This is a genomic window from Variovorax sp. GrIS 2.14 (assembly GCF_046115955.1).
GTDB lineage: Bacteria > Pseudomonadota > Gammaproteobacteria > Burkholderiales > Burkholderiaceae_C > Variovorax.
This window is the reverse complement of sequence record NZ_JBJXIA010000019.1, coordinates 1-17,576: the sequence shown is the minus strand read 5'-3', so window position 1 is coordinate 17,576 and position 17,576 is coordinate 1. Positions and strand designations below refer to the sequence as shown.

At 59.2% G+C, this 17,576-nt stretch carries 18 protein-coding genes; 13 read left to right on the top strand and 5 right to left on the bottom strand.

Going from position 1 to position 17,576, the window contains the following annotated elements:
- Positions 1-11: 11 nt before the first annotated feature.
- The 5 genes from RCH10_RS22545 to RCH10_RS22525 all read right to left on the bottom strand — a co-directional run bounded on the left by RCH10_RS22545 (position 12) and on the right by RCH10_RS22525 (position 4,937).
- Positions 12-1,115, bottom strand: a complete 1,104-nt coding sequence (locus tag RCH10_RS22545) for an ABC transporter ATP-binding protein (protein ID WP_409054154.1) — start codon at positions 1,113-1,115, stop codon at positions 12-14.
- A gap of 34 nt (positions 1,116-1,149) precedes the next feature.
- On the bottom strand, positions 1,150-1,989 hold the full coding sequence (locus RCH10_RS22540; protein ID WP_409054153.1) for a carbohydrate ABC transporter permease: 840 nt from the start codon (positions 1,987-1,989) through the stop codon (positions 1,150-1,152).
- Positions 1,986-3,008, bottom strand: coding sequence for a carbohydrate ABC transporter permease (locus RCH10_RS22535; protein ID WP_409054152.1), 1,023 nt, complete (start codon positions 3,006-3,008; stop codon positions 1,986-1,988). The genes RCH10_RS22540 and RCH10_RS22535 overlap by 4 nt, the downstream gene beginning before the upstream one ends.
- Positions 2,972-4,414 (bottom strand): ABC transporter substrate-binding protein, encoded by a 1,443-nt coding sequence (locus tag RCH10_RS22530; RefSeq protein ID WP_409054151.1) that lies wholly within the window; start codon positions 4,412-4,414, stop codon positions 2,972-2,974. Before RCH10_RS22530 ends, RCH10_RS22535 begins: the two co-directional genes overlap by 37 nt.
- Before the next feature lie 178 nt (positions 4,415-4,592).
- Positions 4,593-4,937 carry a hypothetical protein gene (locus RCH10_RS22525; protein ID WP_409054150.1) on the bottom strand — a complete coding sequence of 115 codons (345 nt, stop codon included), beginning with the start codon at positions 4,935-4,937 and terminating at the stop codon, positions 4,593-4,595.
- Positions 4,938-4,998: 61 nt separating this feature from the next.
- On the opposite strand from RCH10_RS22525, the gene RCH10_RS22520 reads away from it, so the two are divergent.
- The 13 genes from RCH10_RS22520 to RCH10_RS22460 all read left to right on the top strand — a co-directional run.
- On the top strand, positions 4,999-6,153 hold the full coding sequence (locus tag RCH10_RS22520) for a substrate-binding domain-containing protein (protein ID WP_409054149.1): 1,155 nt from the start codon (positions 4,999-5,001) through the stop codon (positions 6,151-6,153).
- Positions 6,154-6,175: 22 nt separating this feature from the next.
- Positions 6,176-7,660 carry a sugar ABC transporter ATP-binding protein gene (locus tag RCH10_RS22515; RefSeq protein ID WP_409054148.1) on the top strand — a complete coding sequence of 495 codons (1,485 nt, stop codon included), beginning with the start codon at positions 6,176-6,178 and terminating at the stop codon, positions 7,658-7,660.
- Positions 7,653-8,660, top strand: a complete 1,008-nt coding sequence (locus RCH10_RS22510; protein ID WP_409054147.1) for an ABC transporter permease — start codon at positions 7,653-7,655, stop codon at positions 8,658-8,660. Before RCH10_RS22515 ends, RCH10_RS22510 begins: the two co-directional genes overlap by 8 nt.
- A gap of 74 nt (positions 8,661-8,734) precedes the next feature.
- The gene (locus RCH10_RS22505; protein ID WP_409054190.1) at positions 8,735-9,658 is read left to right on the top strand and encodes an ABC transporter permease; all 924 of its coding nucleotides are present in this window, start codon (positions 8,735-8,737) and stop codon (positions 9,656-9,658) included.
- Positions 9,659-9,671: 13 nt separating this feature from the next.
- Complete coding sequence (locus RCH10_RS22500; RefSeq protein WP_409054146.1) at positions 9,672-10,466, top strand: SDR family NAD(P)-dependent oxidoreductase; 795 nt, start codon at positions 9,672-9,674, stop codon at positions 10,464-10,466.
- Between the two features lie 65 nt (positions 10,467-10,531).
- The gene (locus RCH10_RS22495; protein WP_409054145.1) at positions 10,532-10,963 is read left to right on the top strand and encodes an ester cyclase; all 432 of its coding nucleotides are present in this window, start codon (positions 10,532-10,534) and stop codon (positions 10,961-10,963) included.
- A gap of 5 nt (positions 10,964-10,968) precedes the next feature.
- Entirely contained in the window at positions 10,969-12,015 is a 1,047-nt protein-coding gene (locus RCH10_RS22490; protein ID WP_409054144.1) for a Gfo/Idh/MocA family protein, read from the top strand.
- A 251-nt stretch (positions 12,016-12,266) separates the two neighbouring features.
- Positions 12,267-12,653: a hypothetical protein gene (locus RCH10_RS22485; protein ID WP_409054143.1), complete on the top strand. Its 387-nt coding sequence runs from the start codon at positions 12,267-12,269 to the stop codon at positions 12,651-12,653.
- Positions 12,650-13,072 (top strand): type II toxin-antitoxin system VapC family toxin, encoded by a 423-nt coding sequence (locus tag RCH10_RS22480; RefSeq protein ID WP_409054142.1) that lies wholly within the window; start codon positions 12,650-12,652, stop codon positions 13,070-13,072. Before RCH10_RS22485 ends, RCH10_RS22480 begins: the two co-directional genes overlap by 4 nt.
- Positions 13,073-14,222: 1,150 nt before the next feature.
- A complete protein-coding gene (locus RCH10_RS22475) occupies positions 14,223-15,101 on the top strand; it encodes a phosphogluconate dehydrogenase C-terminal domain-containing protein (RefSeq protein ID WP_409054141.1) in 879 nt (292 codons plus the stop codon).
- Positions 15,102-15,263: 162 nt separating this feature from the next.
- On the top strand, positions 15,264-15,656 hold the full coding sequence (locus RCH10_RS22470) for a hypothetical protein (protein ID WP_409054140.1): 393 nt from the start codon (positions 15,264-15,266) through the stop codon (positions 15,654-15,656).
- A gap of 14 nt (positions 15,657-15,670) precedes the next feature.
- Positions 15,671-16,918, top strand: coding sequence for an alpha-hydroxy acid oxidase (locus RCH10_RS22465; protein WP_409054139.1), 1,248 nt, complete (start codon positions 15,671-15,673; stop codon positions 16,916-16,918).
- A 29-nt stretch (positions 16,919-16,947) separates the two neighbouring features.
- The coding region (locus tag RCH10_RS22460) for a transposase (RefSeq protein WP_409054138.1) at positions 16,948-17,576 on the top strand (629 nt) is incomplete at its 3' end.

Here is a 17,576-nt window from a genome sequence, read left to right as displayed (position 1 = left end):
TCCTTATGTTGTCAAAGCACCTTGTCGGTGATGGGATCGATAAGAATGCAGCGGTTCATGTCGATCGCGAGTTCGAGCGGCGCGTTCTGCGCTTGGACATCGTGCGCGCCGAGTTCGGCGGTCACTTCGGTACCGCCGATTTGCGCCGTGACGTAGGTGCGCGTACCCGTGGGCTGAATCAGTTCAGCCGTGGTGAGCAGGCGCAGCAGGCCGGGCGCCAATGCGTCCTGGGTGGCGCGTGCCAGGTGTTGTGGCCGCAGGCCGAGATTGATCGCCTTTTCGGCGTCAGCGCCGGATTCGGCGACGCGGCGCGCAGCGGGCAGCGCCAACACTTCACCGGTGGCCAGTACCACTGCGCGATAGGCGCCGCGGGTGACGAGTTTGGCCGGCAAGATGTTGATCGAGGGCGAACCCAGAAAGCCGGCCACGAATCCGGTGAGGGGTCGCTCGAACAGGTCTAGCGGCGCACCTTGTTGCTCGATGCGACCGTCGCGCAGCAGCACGATGCGATCAGCCAGCGTCATCGCCTCGACCTGATCGTGGGTGACGTAGATCATCGTGGTCGAGATCTGTTTGTGCAACCGTTTGATCTCACTCCGCATCTGGTCGCGTAACTGGGCATCGAGGTTAGACAAGGGCTCGTCGAAGAGGAACAACTGGGCCTGGCGCACGATGGCGCGGCCGATGGCAACCCGTTGACGCTGGCCGCCAGAGAGCTGGCGCGGCAGCCGTTCGAGCAGCGCCGTGATGCCCAGCATGGCCGCCGCCGCATCGACACGTTGCTTTATTTCCGGTTCGGCGAACTTGCGTGCCCGCAACCCGAAGGCGATGTTGTCGTGCACCGATAGATGAGGGTAAAGCGCGTAATTCTGGAACACCATCGCAATATCGCGATCACGCGGCCGCAACTCGTTGACCACCCTGCCCCCGATCTCGATCTCGCCGCTACTGATGTCTTCGAGACCTGCAATGCTTCGCAACAGCGTGCTCTTGCCGCAGCCCGATGGACCGACGAAGACGACAAATTCGCCGTCGTTGATGCTCAGGTCGATGCCTTTGAGTGCATGCACCGATCCGAAGTATTTGTGCAGGTTTTTTATTCTTACGTCGGCCACTCCAACTCCTTGCTTATAAAAGCATCTTGCATGCTCAACCCTTGACTGCACCCAGCGAGATGCCTCGCACGAGATAACGCTGTAGCAACGTGACCGCAATAAAAACTGGCAAGGTGCCCAGCACCGACATCGCCGAAATCTTGGACCAAAAATTCGATTGCCCGCCCATGTAATGGGTTAGCTGCACCGGGAAGGTGATTACTTCGGTGCGCGTGAGAATGAGCGCGAAGATGAAGTCGTTCCACGCAAAGACGAAAGTGAACACTGCCGTCGCCATCAGACCGGACCGCGCCAGCGGAAACACGACGCGCCAGAAGGTCTGCCAGCGCGTGCAGCCGTCGACCAGCGCACTCTCTTCGAGTTCAATCGGGATGTCGGTGATGTAGCCGCGCATCATCCAGATCACATAGGGCAGGTTGAACGCCGTGTACAGCACGATCAGGCCAATGAAGGTGTCGACCAACCCGACGTACACGAACACCAGAAAGACCGGAAAGACAATGACGATCGGCGGCATCATGCGCTGCGAGATGACCCACATTGCAAGGTTCTCGCCGCCGGTGTTAAAACGCGCAAGGCTGTAGGCGCAGCAGGTACCGAGCAGCATCGCCAGAGCCGAGCTGACACCGGCGATCACCAGGCTGTTCCAAATTGTGGAGACGTCGCCCTGCTTGAACAGCACCAGATAGTTGTCAAGCCGGAATTCGGCAGGCACCCACACTGGCGGCGACGCAAAGATCTCGTCCGGCGTTTTGAACGAGATCGAGAACAACCAGTAGACCGGGAATAAAAACAGCAGCACCACCACGATGGCCATCAGGTAGCGCAGCGCGAGCGTGATGCGCCGCCGACGCGGTGTGGTGGCAAAGTTCACTTGACCAACTCCATGCGGCGAAGTAGCAAAGTGACCAACACCGAGAGGATCGCCACCATGACCAGCGCCGCTGCGGCGGTGTAGCTGGTGTCGAACTGTACGAAGCCGATCACGTAGGCGTAGAGCGACACCGTCTCGGTCATTGAGCCCGGGCCGCCCTGGGTCAGCGCCCAGATGATGTCGAAGATGCGAAACAAGTCCAAGCCCCGTATCAGCAAGGCGACTGCGATGACCGGTTTGATTGCAGGAATGATGATCTGGCGCAGCACGCGCATATACGAGGCACCATCGAGCTCGGCGGCTTCCAGTTGCGATTGGTCCACGTTAGACAACGCTGCGAGCAGCAGCAAGAACATGAACGGCGTCCACTGCCAGACCTCGCAGATGATGATCGCGGGGTACACCAAGTGCGAATTGACCGTCCACAGCAGGCTCACTGGCGAGCCGGCAAAGTAGCTCACGATCTGGCCGATCGGACCGAAACGCACGTCGAACATCAGCCGCCAGGTCGCACCGGCGACGATCGGGGAGATCACCGTCGGCAGCACCAACAGTGCGACGAAGATTTGACGGCCTGGCATCCGTTCGAGAAAGAGCTGGGCCAGCAAATAGCCCAAGATGAGCTCTAGCGGCAGGGCTATCGCCGTGATCAGTACGGTGTGCACCAACGCCCACCAGAGCCGCGCATCCTTGAACACTTGCCGGTAGTGCAGCAGCCCCTGGAACGACGTGTCGGCATCGGACATCGTGAGGTTCTGGAAGCTCACGATCAACGAATAAATCAGCGGGAAGACGCCGATCAGCAACAGGATGAAGATGGCCGGTGCGACCATCAGGTACTTGAAGTGTCGGTCCGAGAAGGCTGACAGCCGGTGCCACCGAGAAAGTTCCGGGTTCATACTGCGGAGCTGAATGAATCGGCTCTGCGGTGCATGGCCGAGACCGCGCGCAGCTTTGAGGGCGGCACCGCGTATTGCATCGATTACTTGGCCGGATACGAGCCGGGCTTCTTGGTCCATGCGGCATACATCTCCTTCTGCCGCACCACGCCCACCTTCTCGGTGATCGCATCGAAGGTCGCTGCCAAGTTGTTGGCGACGGCCTTCGGTTCGGTGCCGCCCCACAGGCTGCTCAGACCCTTCGACATCGCTTCGTCGTACTTGTCCTGCTGCAACAGCGAGAGATCGAGCAGGCCGCGTTCGCCAGAAAGCTTGATGATGTCGAGATAGGCGCCCGCATCGGGCCACAGTTTTCGGTACTCGGCGCTAGCGTAGTGGGAGGTTCGGAACGGATCGCGCAGCGTATAGGGCAGTTGCACTCGTTCCAGGCTGGTCTGCTTGCTGTTGAGCCATTGGAGAAACAGGTAGGCCGCTTCCTTCTTCTTCGACGTGGACGCCACCGAAAGCGCAAAACCGACCCCGAGTTCCGGGCGCCCGAGCGGCGGCAATGCGTAGCCAACCTTGCCGGCGACTTGCGTCTTGGGTACCCACTTCATCGCCTCTTCGTTGGTGCCGTAGCCGGCTGCCCAGCGGCCGTACGGAGGCCACGAGATGGTCATGGCCGTAGTGCCCTGCAAAAAGTTCGCCAGGTTGTCGACGAAATTCCATTGCTCGACCCCGGGCGGCATGAACGTGTTTTCAGCCAGCATCTCCTGCAGCACGCGCACCCCGACATCGCTGTTGACGGTAGATTTCATCGTACCGGCATCAAAAAACTTGCCACCTTCTGTGCGGAAGCGTTCCTGAAACATGTACTGCGGGTAGGGCGCGGCGCGGAAGAAGCCAGCGCCGTAGGTTTTGGGCGCCATCTTCTCGGTAATGAATTTGCCGATTTCGGAAAACTGCTTCCAGGTCTTGGGCGGCGCCAGCTCGTAACCCATCTTGGCCTTGAACTCCGCCATCATCTTCGGGTCTTCGAAGATGTCCTTTCGGTAGTACAGCAGCATGACGTCGCCGTCATCCGGAAACCCGTAGATCTTGTCGTCGACCTTCATCTGGTTGTCGCGGTATGCCGGTGCGATGTCTTGCAGCTCGTCACGGTAGCCGAACTTGTCGACAAAGGAGTCCAGTGGCTCAAGTGCACCGGCCTTCACCAGGTCGGGCATCCACGACGGGATGACGTTCAGCGCGTCATAGGCACCGGCCTTGGCGCGGAAGTCCTGCATGATTTTGGTGAACATCTGGTCTGTGGGAACCTCGACCACCTTAACCTTGATTCCTGTGAGCTTCTCCCACTTCGGCCCCGAATACATCAGCGGATCGAGCGACTGCAGTCCCGCCTCCCAGACGATACTGATCTCGGTCCCCGAGTACTTTTTGGCCGCATCTACAGCCACCTCGGCGGCGTTTTTCGATTGAGCGAAGCTGAATGTCGGCGCAGCTATTGCGAGCGATGTCGCTGAGATGATCTGGCGTCTGCGAATCATGTCTGTCTCCAATGATTACGTTCCGTCAACTCCGTGGGTCGGGGCTGACAAGGTCCGAGGTTGTAATTCTTATGCGCTGCTCAGTGAACTGACTTGACACCATGCACGTTACGCACGGCGCTCCCGACATATGCCGGGAGTCCGATACGAAATACAGGGGCACGTACTGTTGATTCCGTTACCAGTGATGCATATCAACCACCGTCGTGTCTGGCAAATTGCCAGCCCGATCTCGCTCGCTTGTCTTCGTGGAGGATTTGCACAGTTCTTCAATTCGAAGGATTCCAGAATATCGGGATCTGATATTCGTAACAATCGACATTTGCTGCGCCCTGTGTGAGGTTATTTGTCTGGGCAGCTGCCGTAATTTTGACTGCCGCAATTGCGGCAACGTCAAGATGTGCAGATTGCTCCACAGCCACAGCGTGGACTCGCCCGATTCGGTCGCCTGATCGAGTTGCAGTTCGATGCGCAGCCAAAAGGTTTGGGTTTCGTCGATGCGCAGCGTTTGCTTGCGCACCACGCCCGTCTCCCCGCGCGCCGCGTCTCACCAAGGCCTTCGTGCACGATCACCAGGTGTTCGCGTGGTCGCCGTCGCCACCGTTGTCGAGCTTGCCCCCGCAGGCGCATGTGACTTTTTATCGCCCTCGATTGAGAAACTATCGTTTGCAACAGCAGAGTGCAAACAATACATTCTTTGGAATTGCCCCGCCACCAAGGCCTCAACCGAAGGAAATGAAATGAGTCGTCGTGAAATCCTGAAATCTGCCGGGGCGCTTGCCGCGATAAGTACATTAGGCTTCGGTCGTCCGGCCTTCGCCGCCGATCCGACCATGACCACGGTATGCAAAATCGTCGGCGTGCCGTATTTCTCACTGCTCGAGACTGGTCTGGTCGCGGCGGGAAAGAAGACCGGCATACGCTCCAACATGATCGGCCCGGCTCAGGTCGATCCGGCACAGCAGGTACGCCTGATCGAGGACGTGATTGCCAAGAAGGTTGACGTTTTGGGCCTTATTCCGCTCGACGTCAAGGTACTTGCCCCCGTGGTGCAGCGTGCGCGTGACGCCGGCATCATCGTGATAACTCAGGAGGGTCCTGATATGGAGGGCCGCACTTGGGACGTGGAGATGGTCGACAGCAAGAAGTTTGGTGAGGAGATGATGAAGTCACTCGCCAGACAGATGGGCGGAAAGGGCGACTACATCGTCATCGTTGGCACGCTGACAACGCCGCTGCACAATTTGTGGTGCGACGCCGCCATTGCTTACCAGCAGGCGAACCATCCGAACATGAAACTGGCTGCCGACCGCTTCCCCGGCGCTGACCAGATCGACACGACCGAACAGGTGGTGCGCAACGCATTGCAGGCCTATCCAAACTTGCGCGGCGTGATTGGCTTCGGCTCCAACGGCCCCATCGGCGCGGGCAACATCGTCCGGCAGCGTGGCCTGGGCAACAAGTTGTCGGTAACTGGCTTTGCGCTGCCGTCGCAGGCTCAGTCCCTGATCAACGCCGGCGCACTGAAAGAGACATTCCTGTGGAGCCCCAAGGAGGTCGGCGAGGCGATGGTGGCCGTGGCCAGTCTTGTACTCAAAAAAGCCGAGTTCAAGACGGGCATGCAGATTCCAGGCATTGGCAAGGCCAATGTCGACGCCGACAAGAAGATCATTTCGGTCGACCGCATGCTGGTTCTCAATAAGGAGACGCTGCCCGAACTGATCAAGCTCGGAATTTAAGCGCCCTCATCAAGAAGAATCGGTGCCCTCAAACTTTCTTGAGCTTCGAAATATTTCGAAGCGCTTCGGCGGTGTTCACGCGCTGTCCGGCATTAATTTCGATGTCGTCGCGGGAGAGGTTCATTGCCTCGCCGGTGAGAACGGATCAGGCAAATCAACCCTCATCAAAGTCATCTCCGGCGTCCAGCGGCATGAGCCCGGCGGCACGGTGCTGATCGATGGCAAGGACTGCAGCCATCTCTCGCCGGCTCAATGCATTGCCAACGGCATCCAGGTCATTTACCAGGACTTGTCGCTCTTCCCCAACCTGACGGTGGCCGAAAACATTGCCATCGAACGTCACCGCGGGCTCCGCCCTGTGCGTTGGGCGGAAATCCGATCAATTGCCAAGGAGGCGATGGACCGGGTCAGCATTTCGATCGACCTGGATAAACAGGTGGCCGAACTTCCAATCGCCCAACGGCAGCTGGTAGCGATCTGTCGGGCCATGGCCAACGATGCACGGCTCGTCATCATGGACGAGCCAACGGCCTCGCTGACGCGCCGCGAGGTCGACGCGCTGCTTAAGCTAACACTTGAACTGAAGCGGCGAAACGTGGCGGTGGTGTTTGTCAGCCACCGACTCGATGAGGTACTCGAAATCGCCGAGCGCGTCACGGTGCTACGCAACGGGGAGAAGCTGGGGACTTTCAACGCCCAGGGTATGACTGACCAGCGTCTGGGCGAACTGATGACCGGAAAATCGTTCGACCACCAGCCGATCAAGGAGACCCTGACCGTGGGCCTTCCCGTATTTGAGGTGCGCGGGTTGTCGCGAGCCGGCGAATATGCAGACATATCGCTGAGCGTCGGAAAGGGCGAAATCGTCGGACTGACGGGCCGTCTCGGCTCGGGACGCACCGAACTGGCCTTGTCGATGTTCGGGATGACGCGCCCGGAAAGCGGTGAAATGCGTTTGAACGGTCAGCCTCTCACACTGAACTCCAATCGCGACGCCATCGAAAACGGCATCGCCTATGTCTCGGAGGATCGGCTATCGCTCGGCTTGGTGATGGAGCAGCCGATAGCTTCAAATATTGTGCTGCCTATCCTCGAGGACTTTTCCGACGCGCTCGGGCTGGTGCAGGAAGACCGGCTCCGTGACACCGTACGTCGCTGGATTTCCCATTTAGGCATCAAGGTATCGAATGCCCATAGTCCGGCACACACATTGTCGGGCGGCAATCAGCAGCGGGTGGTCCTGGCTAAGTGGCTGGCGACAAAACCGTGCCTGCTTATCCTTGACAGCCCGACCGTCGGCGTTGACATCGCTGCCAAAGACGGAATTTACGCGATCGTGCGGCAGCTCGCCGCCCAAGGTCTCGCCGTGATCATGATCTCGGACGAGATCCCGGAGGTCTACTGCCACACCCATCGCGTGCTGGTGATGCGCGAGGGCCGCATCACCAGCGAGTATCGGCCGCTGCATACAACCGAGGCCGAGCTCAGGGCGGCAGTCGATGCGTAGTTTCCTGAAGCCGTTCTCGAGGACCCCTGAAGCGCGCTTACTGCTCGTCAACCTGGTGCTATTCGTCGTTCTTTCGGTCTTCGCCGAGGGCTTCTTCAGCGTTCAAAACGCCCTCAACCTCATGACGTCCTACGCCTTCGTAGGCATCTTGGCCGCCGGACTGGTCGTTGTACTGGTAGCCGGCGGCATCGATATCTCGTTCACAGCCGTCGCCTCGATAGCGCAATATCTCGCAGTCTCTGCCGTGGTTCGCTACGAAGGCAGCTGGGTCATGCTTCTCGCAGTGGCGCTGGGCGGCGGCGTGCTGCTCGGCTTGATCAATGCGGTGCTGGTGACATGGCTGCGCATATCCTCGATCATCGTCACGATTGCGCTGCTGAATGTCTACTACGGCATGCTGATGTTCTGGAGCGGCGGCGATCCGATCAACTCGCTACCTTCCTGGTACGCCGACAGCATGCACTGGATCCTCGGTGAGGATCAGCTCGGAAATCCTTATGTCCTGAACATGCAGATTCTGGGGTTGGTACTTGCTTTCGTGCTGAGCTGGTTGCTCCTGAACCGCATGGGTGTCGGGCGCCAACTGCGCGCTCTTGGCGGCAATTCAGAGGCAGCCAAGCGCGTTGGTTTCAATGAACTGCGGCTGAACATGGTTGCATATGGGTTCATGGGCCTGATGGCGGGACTTGCGGCTCTCGTGCAGGCGCAGGGGTCGCAGTCAGTAGTACCTAATGCATTGGTTGGCCGTGAACTCGGCGTGCTGGCAGCCGTGGTGCTAGGCGGCGCAAGCCTCACCGGCGGAATGGGCACCGTGTTTGGGACGGTTCTGGGTCTGATCCTCTTTGCTTTCCTTCAGGACGGACTCATCCTGCTGGGCGTATCGTCATATTGGATTCAATTCGTCACCGGCTCCGTCTTCTTGGGGGCAGTCGGCACGATTGCCTGGGAACGCAAGCGCGTGCGGCGCGCCGTACGGCGCAATATCGGAGGATCCACATGAGCGCTCTCGCAACCTCTTTGCGTCAGATCAGGGCGCGCACTGACGCCGTGGATCGACGCCTGATCGCATTGCTGGTGGCACTGCTTCTGGTCTTCGGGTTGCTGCTAGGCGACCGCCTGTTCAATCCGACCTCGATTCGCTCAATGGCATTCCAGTTGCCCGAGCTTGGCATATTGTCACTGGCCATGATGGTGGCGTTGCTCTCAGGCGGGCTCGACCTTTCGATCATCGCCACTGCCAATCTCGTCGCATTGACGATGGCCTACATCATCACCACGATGATGCCCGCCGACCCCGGCATCCTCTGGGGCGTTTGGCAGATCGTTGCGCTCTTGGCCGGTCTTGTCGTGGCCCTGGCAATCGGGGCTTTGAACGGATTTGTCATCGCTTACCTCGGCGTCTCGCCTATCCTGGCAACGCTGGGCTCGATGACGCTGATCAAAGGCATTGCGATTGGCCTGACGCGCGGCGGCATCTTGTCGAATTTCCCCCAGCCTATCGTTTTTATCGGCAATGGCAGCTTGTTTGGCATACCTGTGGTCGTTTTGATCTTCGTCGTGGCCGCGTTGTTGATGAGTGTGGTGCTGGGTCGCACGCCTTTCGGTCAGACGCTCAATATGCTGGGGTCGAACGAAGCCGCGACCCGTTACTCCGGTGTCGATACGCGCCGGGCGCTGATCAAGGTCTACATGATTTCCAGTCTGCTTGCGGCGATCGCTGGTGTCGTGATGATGGCGCGCTTCAATTCCGCAAACGCGGCCTATGGCGAGAGCTATCTTCTGATCACCATCCTGGCAGCGGTGCTGGGAGGTATTTCGCCATCGGGCGGCTTTGGCAAGGTTGGGGGGCTGGTGCTGGCATTGGTGATTCTCCAGCTGATCTCCACCGCCTTCAACCTGCTCGATTTCAGCCAGTTTTTGACGCTGGCGATCTGGGGCGGCACGCTGATCACCGTCGCGGCAGTGGCTCGTCTGCGCGGCAGCCTGGGATTGAGTTAAGGAAACACTGATCATGAATCGTTTTGTCAATAAGGTTGTCATCATCACGGCCGCTGCGTCCGGTATCGGGCTTGCCGCCGCGAGGCGATTTGCCAAGGAGGGCGCCATCCTTGCGCTATGCGACATCGACCTCGAGACGCTCAAGGAGCAGAGCAAGGCGTTCGGTCTTCCGGAAGCGCGGCTGCATCTGTGGCGCGTTGACGTTTCCAAGCCGGCTGAGCTCGAAGGGTTTATTTTCGACACCGTGGCCCGCTTCGGCGGCCTCGATGTGCTGGTCAACAATGCCGGCGTGGGTGCGTTCGGCTATGTCACCGAGATCACACCCGAGGTATGGGACCGGGTGATCGCTACCACGCTGAGCTCTGTCTTTTACGCCAGCCGCGCGGCCCTGCCGCACCTGGTTGAGCGTCGAGGCAACATCGTCAACACGGCTTCGATTTCGGGACTCGCCGCCGATGTGGGCTTTGCTGCCTACAACGCGGCCAAAGGCGGCGTCGTCAACTTGACCCGGGCCATGGCGATCGACCATGCCTCGGACGGCATCCGTGTCAATGCGCTTTGCCCCGGTGTGGTCGAGGCCGGGTCCACAGGCTGGATGCTCGAGAACGACAAGCTGATGCAGGAGTTCGCCAGTCGCGTGCCGATGGGCCGGATGGCGCAGCCCGACGAGATGGCGGGCGCCATCCTGTTTCTCGCCTCTGATGACGCCTCCTACATAACCGGCTCCAACTTGGTGGCTGATGGCGGTCTGCTGGCCGGAACCGGCCAACCGCAATTTCGCAAGATCATCGACAAGGCCGGATGGTAAAGCCTTGCGCAGCTAACAGTCTCTTGCCGTACGACCCTGAAAATAATTAACGTCTGGGAGAAAAAATGGCCACGATTGAAGACCAGAAGCGCGTGACAGTGGAATATTTTGATGCCTTCATAAAAGGCGACAAGGCTTGGTGGGAGAAGAACGTCGCGCCCGAGTTCAAGCGCCATGATCCTGGCCTGCCCTATGAGGTCGTCGGTCCAGCGGGGTTGCAGCATCATCATGACGTGCTGCTGGCGGGTGTGCCTGACTTGAACCTGCACATCCACACGGTGCTTTGCGAAGGCGATAAGGTATTGGCCTGTCTGCGCTTCAAGGGCACCCACAAGGGCGACCTGTTCGGCAACCCGCCAAGCGGCAATGCCATCGACGTCGAGGTCTTCGATCTCTTCAGATTCGGCGTGGACGGCCGCATGGTCGAGCACTGGGCCATGGTGGATTCGCTGGGGCTGCTGCGTTCGCTCGGCGCGCAGCGAATCGACAGGGAGTAACTAACATGCGCGGTGCACTGATCGGTTGCGGCTTCTTCGCCCAAAATCACCTCAATGCTTGGCAAGACTTGCGAGCCGAAGGCATCGAACTGGTCGCGGTCTGCGATATCGATGCAGCCAAGGCCAAAGCTGCTGCCGAGGCATTCGGCATTCCCCGCCATTACAACGACCCAGCCGAGTTGTTTGCCAACGAAAAACTGGATTTCGTCGACATCGCTACCCGCATGGAGACGCATCTCGACCTTGTGCGTCTGGCTACGAGTCATGGGGTTCGCACGATCGTGCAAAAGCCGTTGGCGCCCGATTGGGAGACCTGCCTGGCAATCGTGAAGACTGCGCATGACGCGGGCGTGCCATTGGCGGTCCACGAAAATTTCCGCTTCCAGACGCCGATGCGTCACCTGAAGTCCGTCCTCGACTCGGGCGTGATTGGTAAGCCGTCCTGGGGGCGCTTCTCCTTTCGCTTCGGATTCGACATCTACAAAACCCAGCCCTATTTCCATCTTGAAAAGCGGCTGGTGATCCTCGACAGCGGCATCCATATCCTTGACCTTGCACGATTTTTCCTCGGCGAGGTCAAGCACCTCAGCTGCGAGACGCAGCAGCGCAACCCGAAGAACATCGGCGAGGACACCGCTACGATGCTGCTGCGCCATGTGTCGGGCGCAGTCTCGATTGTCGAGGCGAGCTATGAGTCGCGGCAGATTCCCGATCCCGTTCTGCAGACGCTGATTACCATTGAAGGCGAAAGAGGCTCGATCAAGCTACTTGAGGACTTCTGTATGGTTGTGACCGCCGGACAAAAATCCACCGAGATGCAGGTCGGCTCGCCCTTGCTGGCGTGGACGGAGCAACCCTGGCACACGCTTCAGGAAAGTGTCCTCAAGACCCAGCGGGCCATCATTGAGGCGTGGAAGCTTGGGAACGATGCCGAAACCAGCGGCATTGATAACCTGAAGACGTTCTCACTCGTTGAAGCTGCCTACCAAGCTGCCGAAAGCGGGAGTGCGACGACGCCGGCTGAAGGTTTCGATAAAAGCTCGCACTACTGATTCCTTACGTTGCCGTTGTCGACGATCAATCTGGGTGCCGGGGCCAAACTCGAACACTGAATAAGTGCGGGCCTGCACACCGACGATCAGTGGCTGTCAAAGCAATCAACATTGCGATGAATGATTCACGTTGCTGGTCGCAGCGTGTTCAGGTTTGTCGATAGAGGCGATTCGGAGATAACTTGACCAGAGCTAACAGATTTGCCGTGACCGCACATCTTATTTAAAATGGGGGCAAATAAGGAGTTCTCATGTCCACGCTGGACGCACGCCGTGCCCATTTTCCCCCTTTGCCTGCCGCTTTCCATTCCAGCCTTTCGGGCGATGCAGGCGCAGTTTTCGAGTTCGAGGGCGGCGCCCTGCCACGTCATACCTATGCGAGCCGCGAAATCGGCAAGGTGATCGCCGAAGCCAAACGCTGGGCCAACGACACCGGCCCAGTGGGCATCACAGACCACGGCAAGCTGACTCACATCCTGTTGTCGGCACGTGACTATCGGCGAATGGCCCGTCTGGAGGCGAACAGCCAAAGTCTGCTGCAGGTCATGCAAAGCATCGACGGTGCAGGCGACGGTATCGACATCGAGTTTGAATCGGTGCCCCAGGCTTTTGGGCTTCGCGTGCCGGATTTCAATTGATGTACGTCCTTGACACGAACGTGATCTCGGAACTGCGCAAGTCCCCGGATGTAGCTTCTGCGGAGGTCTTCAAGTGGGCCGCAGGGGTGCCGATTGCCCATCAGTTTCTTTCTGTGATCACCGTGATGGAGTTGGAGATTGGCGTGCTGGGCCTGGAGCGCCGCACACCACCGCAAGGCGCGCGCCTGCGCGTCTGGTTGGCCGGCGTGCATCAGGCCTTTGCCGGGCGCCTGCTGCCCATCACGCCGGAAGTCGCGCTCTACTTCGCACGCCTGCACGTACCGGACCGTCGACCCAAGCGGGACGCGCTGATCGCGGCGACTGCGCTGGCGTGCGGATTCACGGTGGTGACACGCAATGTGGCCGACTTCACCGGCACGGGCGCGACCGTGCTCAATCCGTTCGAGCCGCAAAAATAATTTCAGTAAATGTTCCCTCCCGGACGATTGCCTTCCTTATCCGCGAATGTGCAAGGCAGCGATGGCAGCATCGAATCCGGGGTCGAGTGCAAGTCGCGTGTGCACCGCCTCCTTGAATCGACGCCTGGCGCGATGGAGCGACGGTGGGAGATGTCGTTCGATTCCACTACCTTTTCAGCGCGATCCCCGTGAGTTTCGCCAGTCTAAGAACACCGCTCTGGAATACTCAGCACGAGATCAACAGTCGTGTCGGTCATGTTGAAGTGCAACTCCGTGCTCGGATGTAACTACTGAAAGCCCGCAATTCGAGGCAAGAGCCAGTACATCACGATCAAGCACGACACCATGCATGGCTCAAGTTTGACGCGAGCAAGACTGGACTCAATCAAGCCCGAAGCTGCCGACGGGCTTTCGGCACCGCGGCCGCAGTCATGCTGCGCGGGCATGCATCTGCTTCGAAAGCTTTGAGAGCCAGAAAAGAAGGTTTTCCCCTATGCATGGCGTGAGTTCACCTCACAGGCAACGTACGAAAAATCGTTTGTAGCACCGCCTTTGCGCTTCTAGCATTGTGTGATTGCGGTTCGGTCTATCGCGAGATGGCACAGCAACTGCCGACCATTCTGGGGAATTGATTTGATGCTGCGTTCCAATGATGCTGGGAATTATTCCGAGTTTCGAGCGACCTACAAGATAGAGAGTTCAGAGCTAATTCAGAAAGTGGCCGAAGTCATTGCCGGTAAGCAGTCTTCCGGTACTTTCTTGTTTCTGCCTGGAGAAACCGACGGACAGTGCGCCGGTTCTGGTCGCCGAGGCCGTCGGGAGAATTGACAGAGAGGGCTCGCCATGAAGGCCGTTGCCTGCTGGGCCAACAAGTGGGCGAGGTCGTTCGCGACATCGTCAAAGCGTCGCCCATCACACGGTTGCTGTATTCCGCCGGCGACACCTCGAGACAAATCCTCAAAGTGCTGGCACCCGATGGTTGTCGCTGCCGCACGCTTGACTTGTGGGGCGCCGTTGTGTCGCATCGTTCCCCGCACGCGAAGGCCTCATGGGCTCGAGGTGGCGCTCAACGGCGGACAGATGGGAAACGCCGACTTCTTCGTGAAGGCAAAGAACGGGCGTCCGTAACCGGATCACATTCCACGACGACTTGAGTTGGTCGTCTTTTAACCACATCGAGGAAATCAGTATGAAAAAAGTAGTTGTCCTGGGCGCTGGCGGCAAGATGGGTTACCGTTGTTCTCGCAATTTGAAGGGCTCTCCGTACGAGGTGTCCCATGTCGAGATCAGCGAGGCGGGTCAAGCCAGGCTGCGCGAGTTGGACATCGAGTTCCGCCCCGCCGACCAGGTGCTTCCAGAGGCCGACGTTGTCATCCTCGCAATCCCGGACAACGCGATCCACAAGGCAACGCATGCACTGGAGCCGCTCTTCAAAAAAGGCGCCATCCTGATCGCTCTCGACGCAGCGGCACCGTTCGCCGGCGAACTTCCCGACCGGCAGGATCTGACCATCTTCGTAGCGCACCCTTGCCACCCGCCGATTTTCAACGACGAGACGGGGTTGGAAGCCAAGAGGGACTACTTCGGCGGCCTTGCCGCAAAGCAAAACATCGTCTGCGCACTGATGCGCGGACCTGAAGAGCACTACGCGCTGGCCGAAGACGTTTCTCGTCGCATGTACGCGCCGGTGATGCGCTGCCACCGCGCGACAGTGGACCACATGGCGATTCTCGAGCCGGTGCTCTCCGAGACGATCTGTGCCACCTGCTTGACGGTGATCCGCGAGGCAACCGACGAGGCCGTGCGCCGTGGCGTCTCGAAAGAGGTGGCCCACGACTTCATTCTTGGTCATCTGAACGTTGAGCTTGCCATCCTCTTCGATCAACTGCCCGGCGTTCGCATGTCGGATGCGGCAAACCGAGCGGTCGAACTCGCCAAAGCCGAGATCTTCATTCCGGACTGGAAGAAGGTCTTCGAGCCCGAAGCCATTGCGCAAAGTATTCGCGAAATCACCAGGCCCAACTCTTAACCCGTCGCTTGATCAGGCGTCCGGCGAAGCGACGCTCGGTTGGGTTCATGCGCCCAGCGGGACTGCCCAGCGCATTCCATCCCTGCTGCGGCCGCCCTGGAAAACCGTCGCTGTTTTGTTCGTGCAGTTGGAGAGATCCAGCTGATTTATTAAGGAAAATATATGTTGAAAAAGCAAGTGGCGAGTGGGGCCAACGGCAAGGTGGTCGTCATGGATTCGATCACGAAGGTAACGGCCGAGGACACCGGAGGCGTAATTGTGTCGGCATCGCATGGCGGCGCCAGTTCGGGCGAATTCGCCCTGGAAGTTCCTCTTAAAGCCGTGTTCTTCAACGACGCAGGCGTTGGCAAGGATGATGCCGGCATTGCCGCACTGCGAATGCTTCAAGAGAGCGGCGTTGCAGGAGGCACGGTTTCGCACACCACGGCCCGCATCGGGGATTCCCAAGACATGTGGGATCACGGAGTGATCTCGCATCTCAACGATGCAGCTCGGGGACTGGGGCTTGAAGTGGGGCAGCCGCTGAATCAAGTACTTGGCCGACTCGTGAACTGACAGACCGCCAGGCAATGAGTGCTTTCGCTCCCAACCTGGACAAGGTCCTGTCCATTCGCGACTTGCGAGACCTAGCGCGCCGGCGACTGCCCCGTTCAGTCTTTGAATTCATTGACGGCGGCGCGGAGGACGAACTCACGCTTGCCGAAAACCGCGCGGCGTTCGAGCGGGTCAGGCTCATTCCGCGGATCCTTACCGACGTGTCAGCGCCAGATATCGTTACCGACATTGTCGGTACGCCTTCGGCCGCGCCCTTCGTCGTAGCACCCATGGGCTCTTGCATGCTGGCCTGGCCGGAAGCCGATATTTGCATCGCACGCGCTGCAGCTGCCCACGGCATTCCATACACCCTGTCCACCATGTCGACGACCAGCATCGAGCGCATGGCCAACGCGGTTCAGGGCAATCTGTGGTTTCAACTTTACGTCCTGAAAGACAGGGACTTCAACAACCAGCTGGTAGACCGGGCCGCGGCGGCAGGCTACAGCACGCTTGTCGTGGCGGTGGACTTGCAGGCAGGCGGAAAACGGGAGCGCGACTTGCGAAATGGTGTTTCCATACCCTTAAGGATGACGATCAGGCATCTGTGGGAAGGCGCGACCCATCCAGGGTGGTCGTGGCAGCTGGCGCGTAACGGTCTCCCGGACTTCGAGAATATGCGCGGCATGATGGGCAGCAACGACGCGAATCTCACCATTGCAGCGCGGGTCGGCGAAAGCCTCGACGCGAGCTTTAACTGGGATGGTCTCGCTCGGCTTCGCGAGCGCTGGCCCGGCAAGCTGATGATCAAGGGTGTGCTGCACCCTGAAGACGCTCAGCGGCTCGTATCGCTCGGCATCGATGGAATCTGGGTCTCGAACCATGGAGGCCGGCAACTGGATGGGGCTGTGGCGTCAGCGGATGCGCTGCCAGCGATCGCGGCAGCGATTGGAAACCGTGTCCCGATGATCATCGACTCGGGTGTACGGCGCGGCGTCGATGCGCTCAAGGCGCGGGTACTTGGTGCAAGCGCAGTTGCGGTCGGCCGAGCGGCGCTGTATGGCGCAGCGGCAGGCGGCGAAAAAGGCGCCCGGCTTGCGCTGCAGATCTTGATCGAGGAGTTGCGCCTCGCCATGAAGTTAGCTGGCACACCGTCTTTTTACAACGCACCCGAAACACTTGTGCTTTCGCAAACTACCAGGGCACCAGCGAGACAGCAACACCAATACCCACAGCTGGCCAGCACTTTTGACCTTGCCCCCGAAAAACGTACCCCTTGCTGAGTGTTTCAATTCAGACAAGGAGAACGCAGATGACGAAGACGACGAGAGCGCGCTACACGCTCGAATTCAAGCAGGAGGCGGTGCGGCTGGTCGATGGTGGCCAGAGCATCGCGGCGGCGGCGCGCACTTTGGGCTTGGTCGAGCAGACCCTGTTCAACTGGGTCAAGGCCAAGCGGGAAGGCAAGCTCAGCGGAGCTGACAGCAAGGCCGTGAGCGCCGAGCAAATGGAGATCAGCCGGTTGCGTGCCGAGCTGGCGCGCGTGAAGATGGAGCGCGACATCCTGGATCTGCAGCTCGAACACGACCTCTTGAAGAAGGCCAGTAAAATCATAAAAAAAGGTCTGGGCGTCAGCCTGCAGCTCCTGACCAACCGGGAGAAGACGCTGCTGGTTGCCGCCCTCAAACAGACCCATGCGCTGTCGGATCTCTTGCCGGAGTTAGGCCTTGCCCGCAGCTCGTACTTCTATCATCGCGCGCGCCTGCAGATTGCGGACAAATATGCGGGCGCACGCCAAGCGATTGCCGACATCTTCCAACTCAATCACCGGTGCTACGGTTACCGTCGGATCCAGGCGATGCTGAGCAGGCAATGCGTGCGCTTGTCAGAAAAGGTGGTGCAGCGCCTGATGAAGCAGGAGTGCCTGGTCGTTGCAAAGCC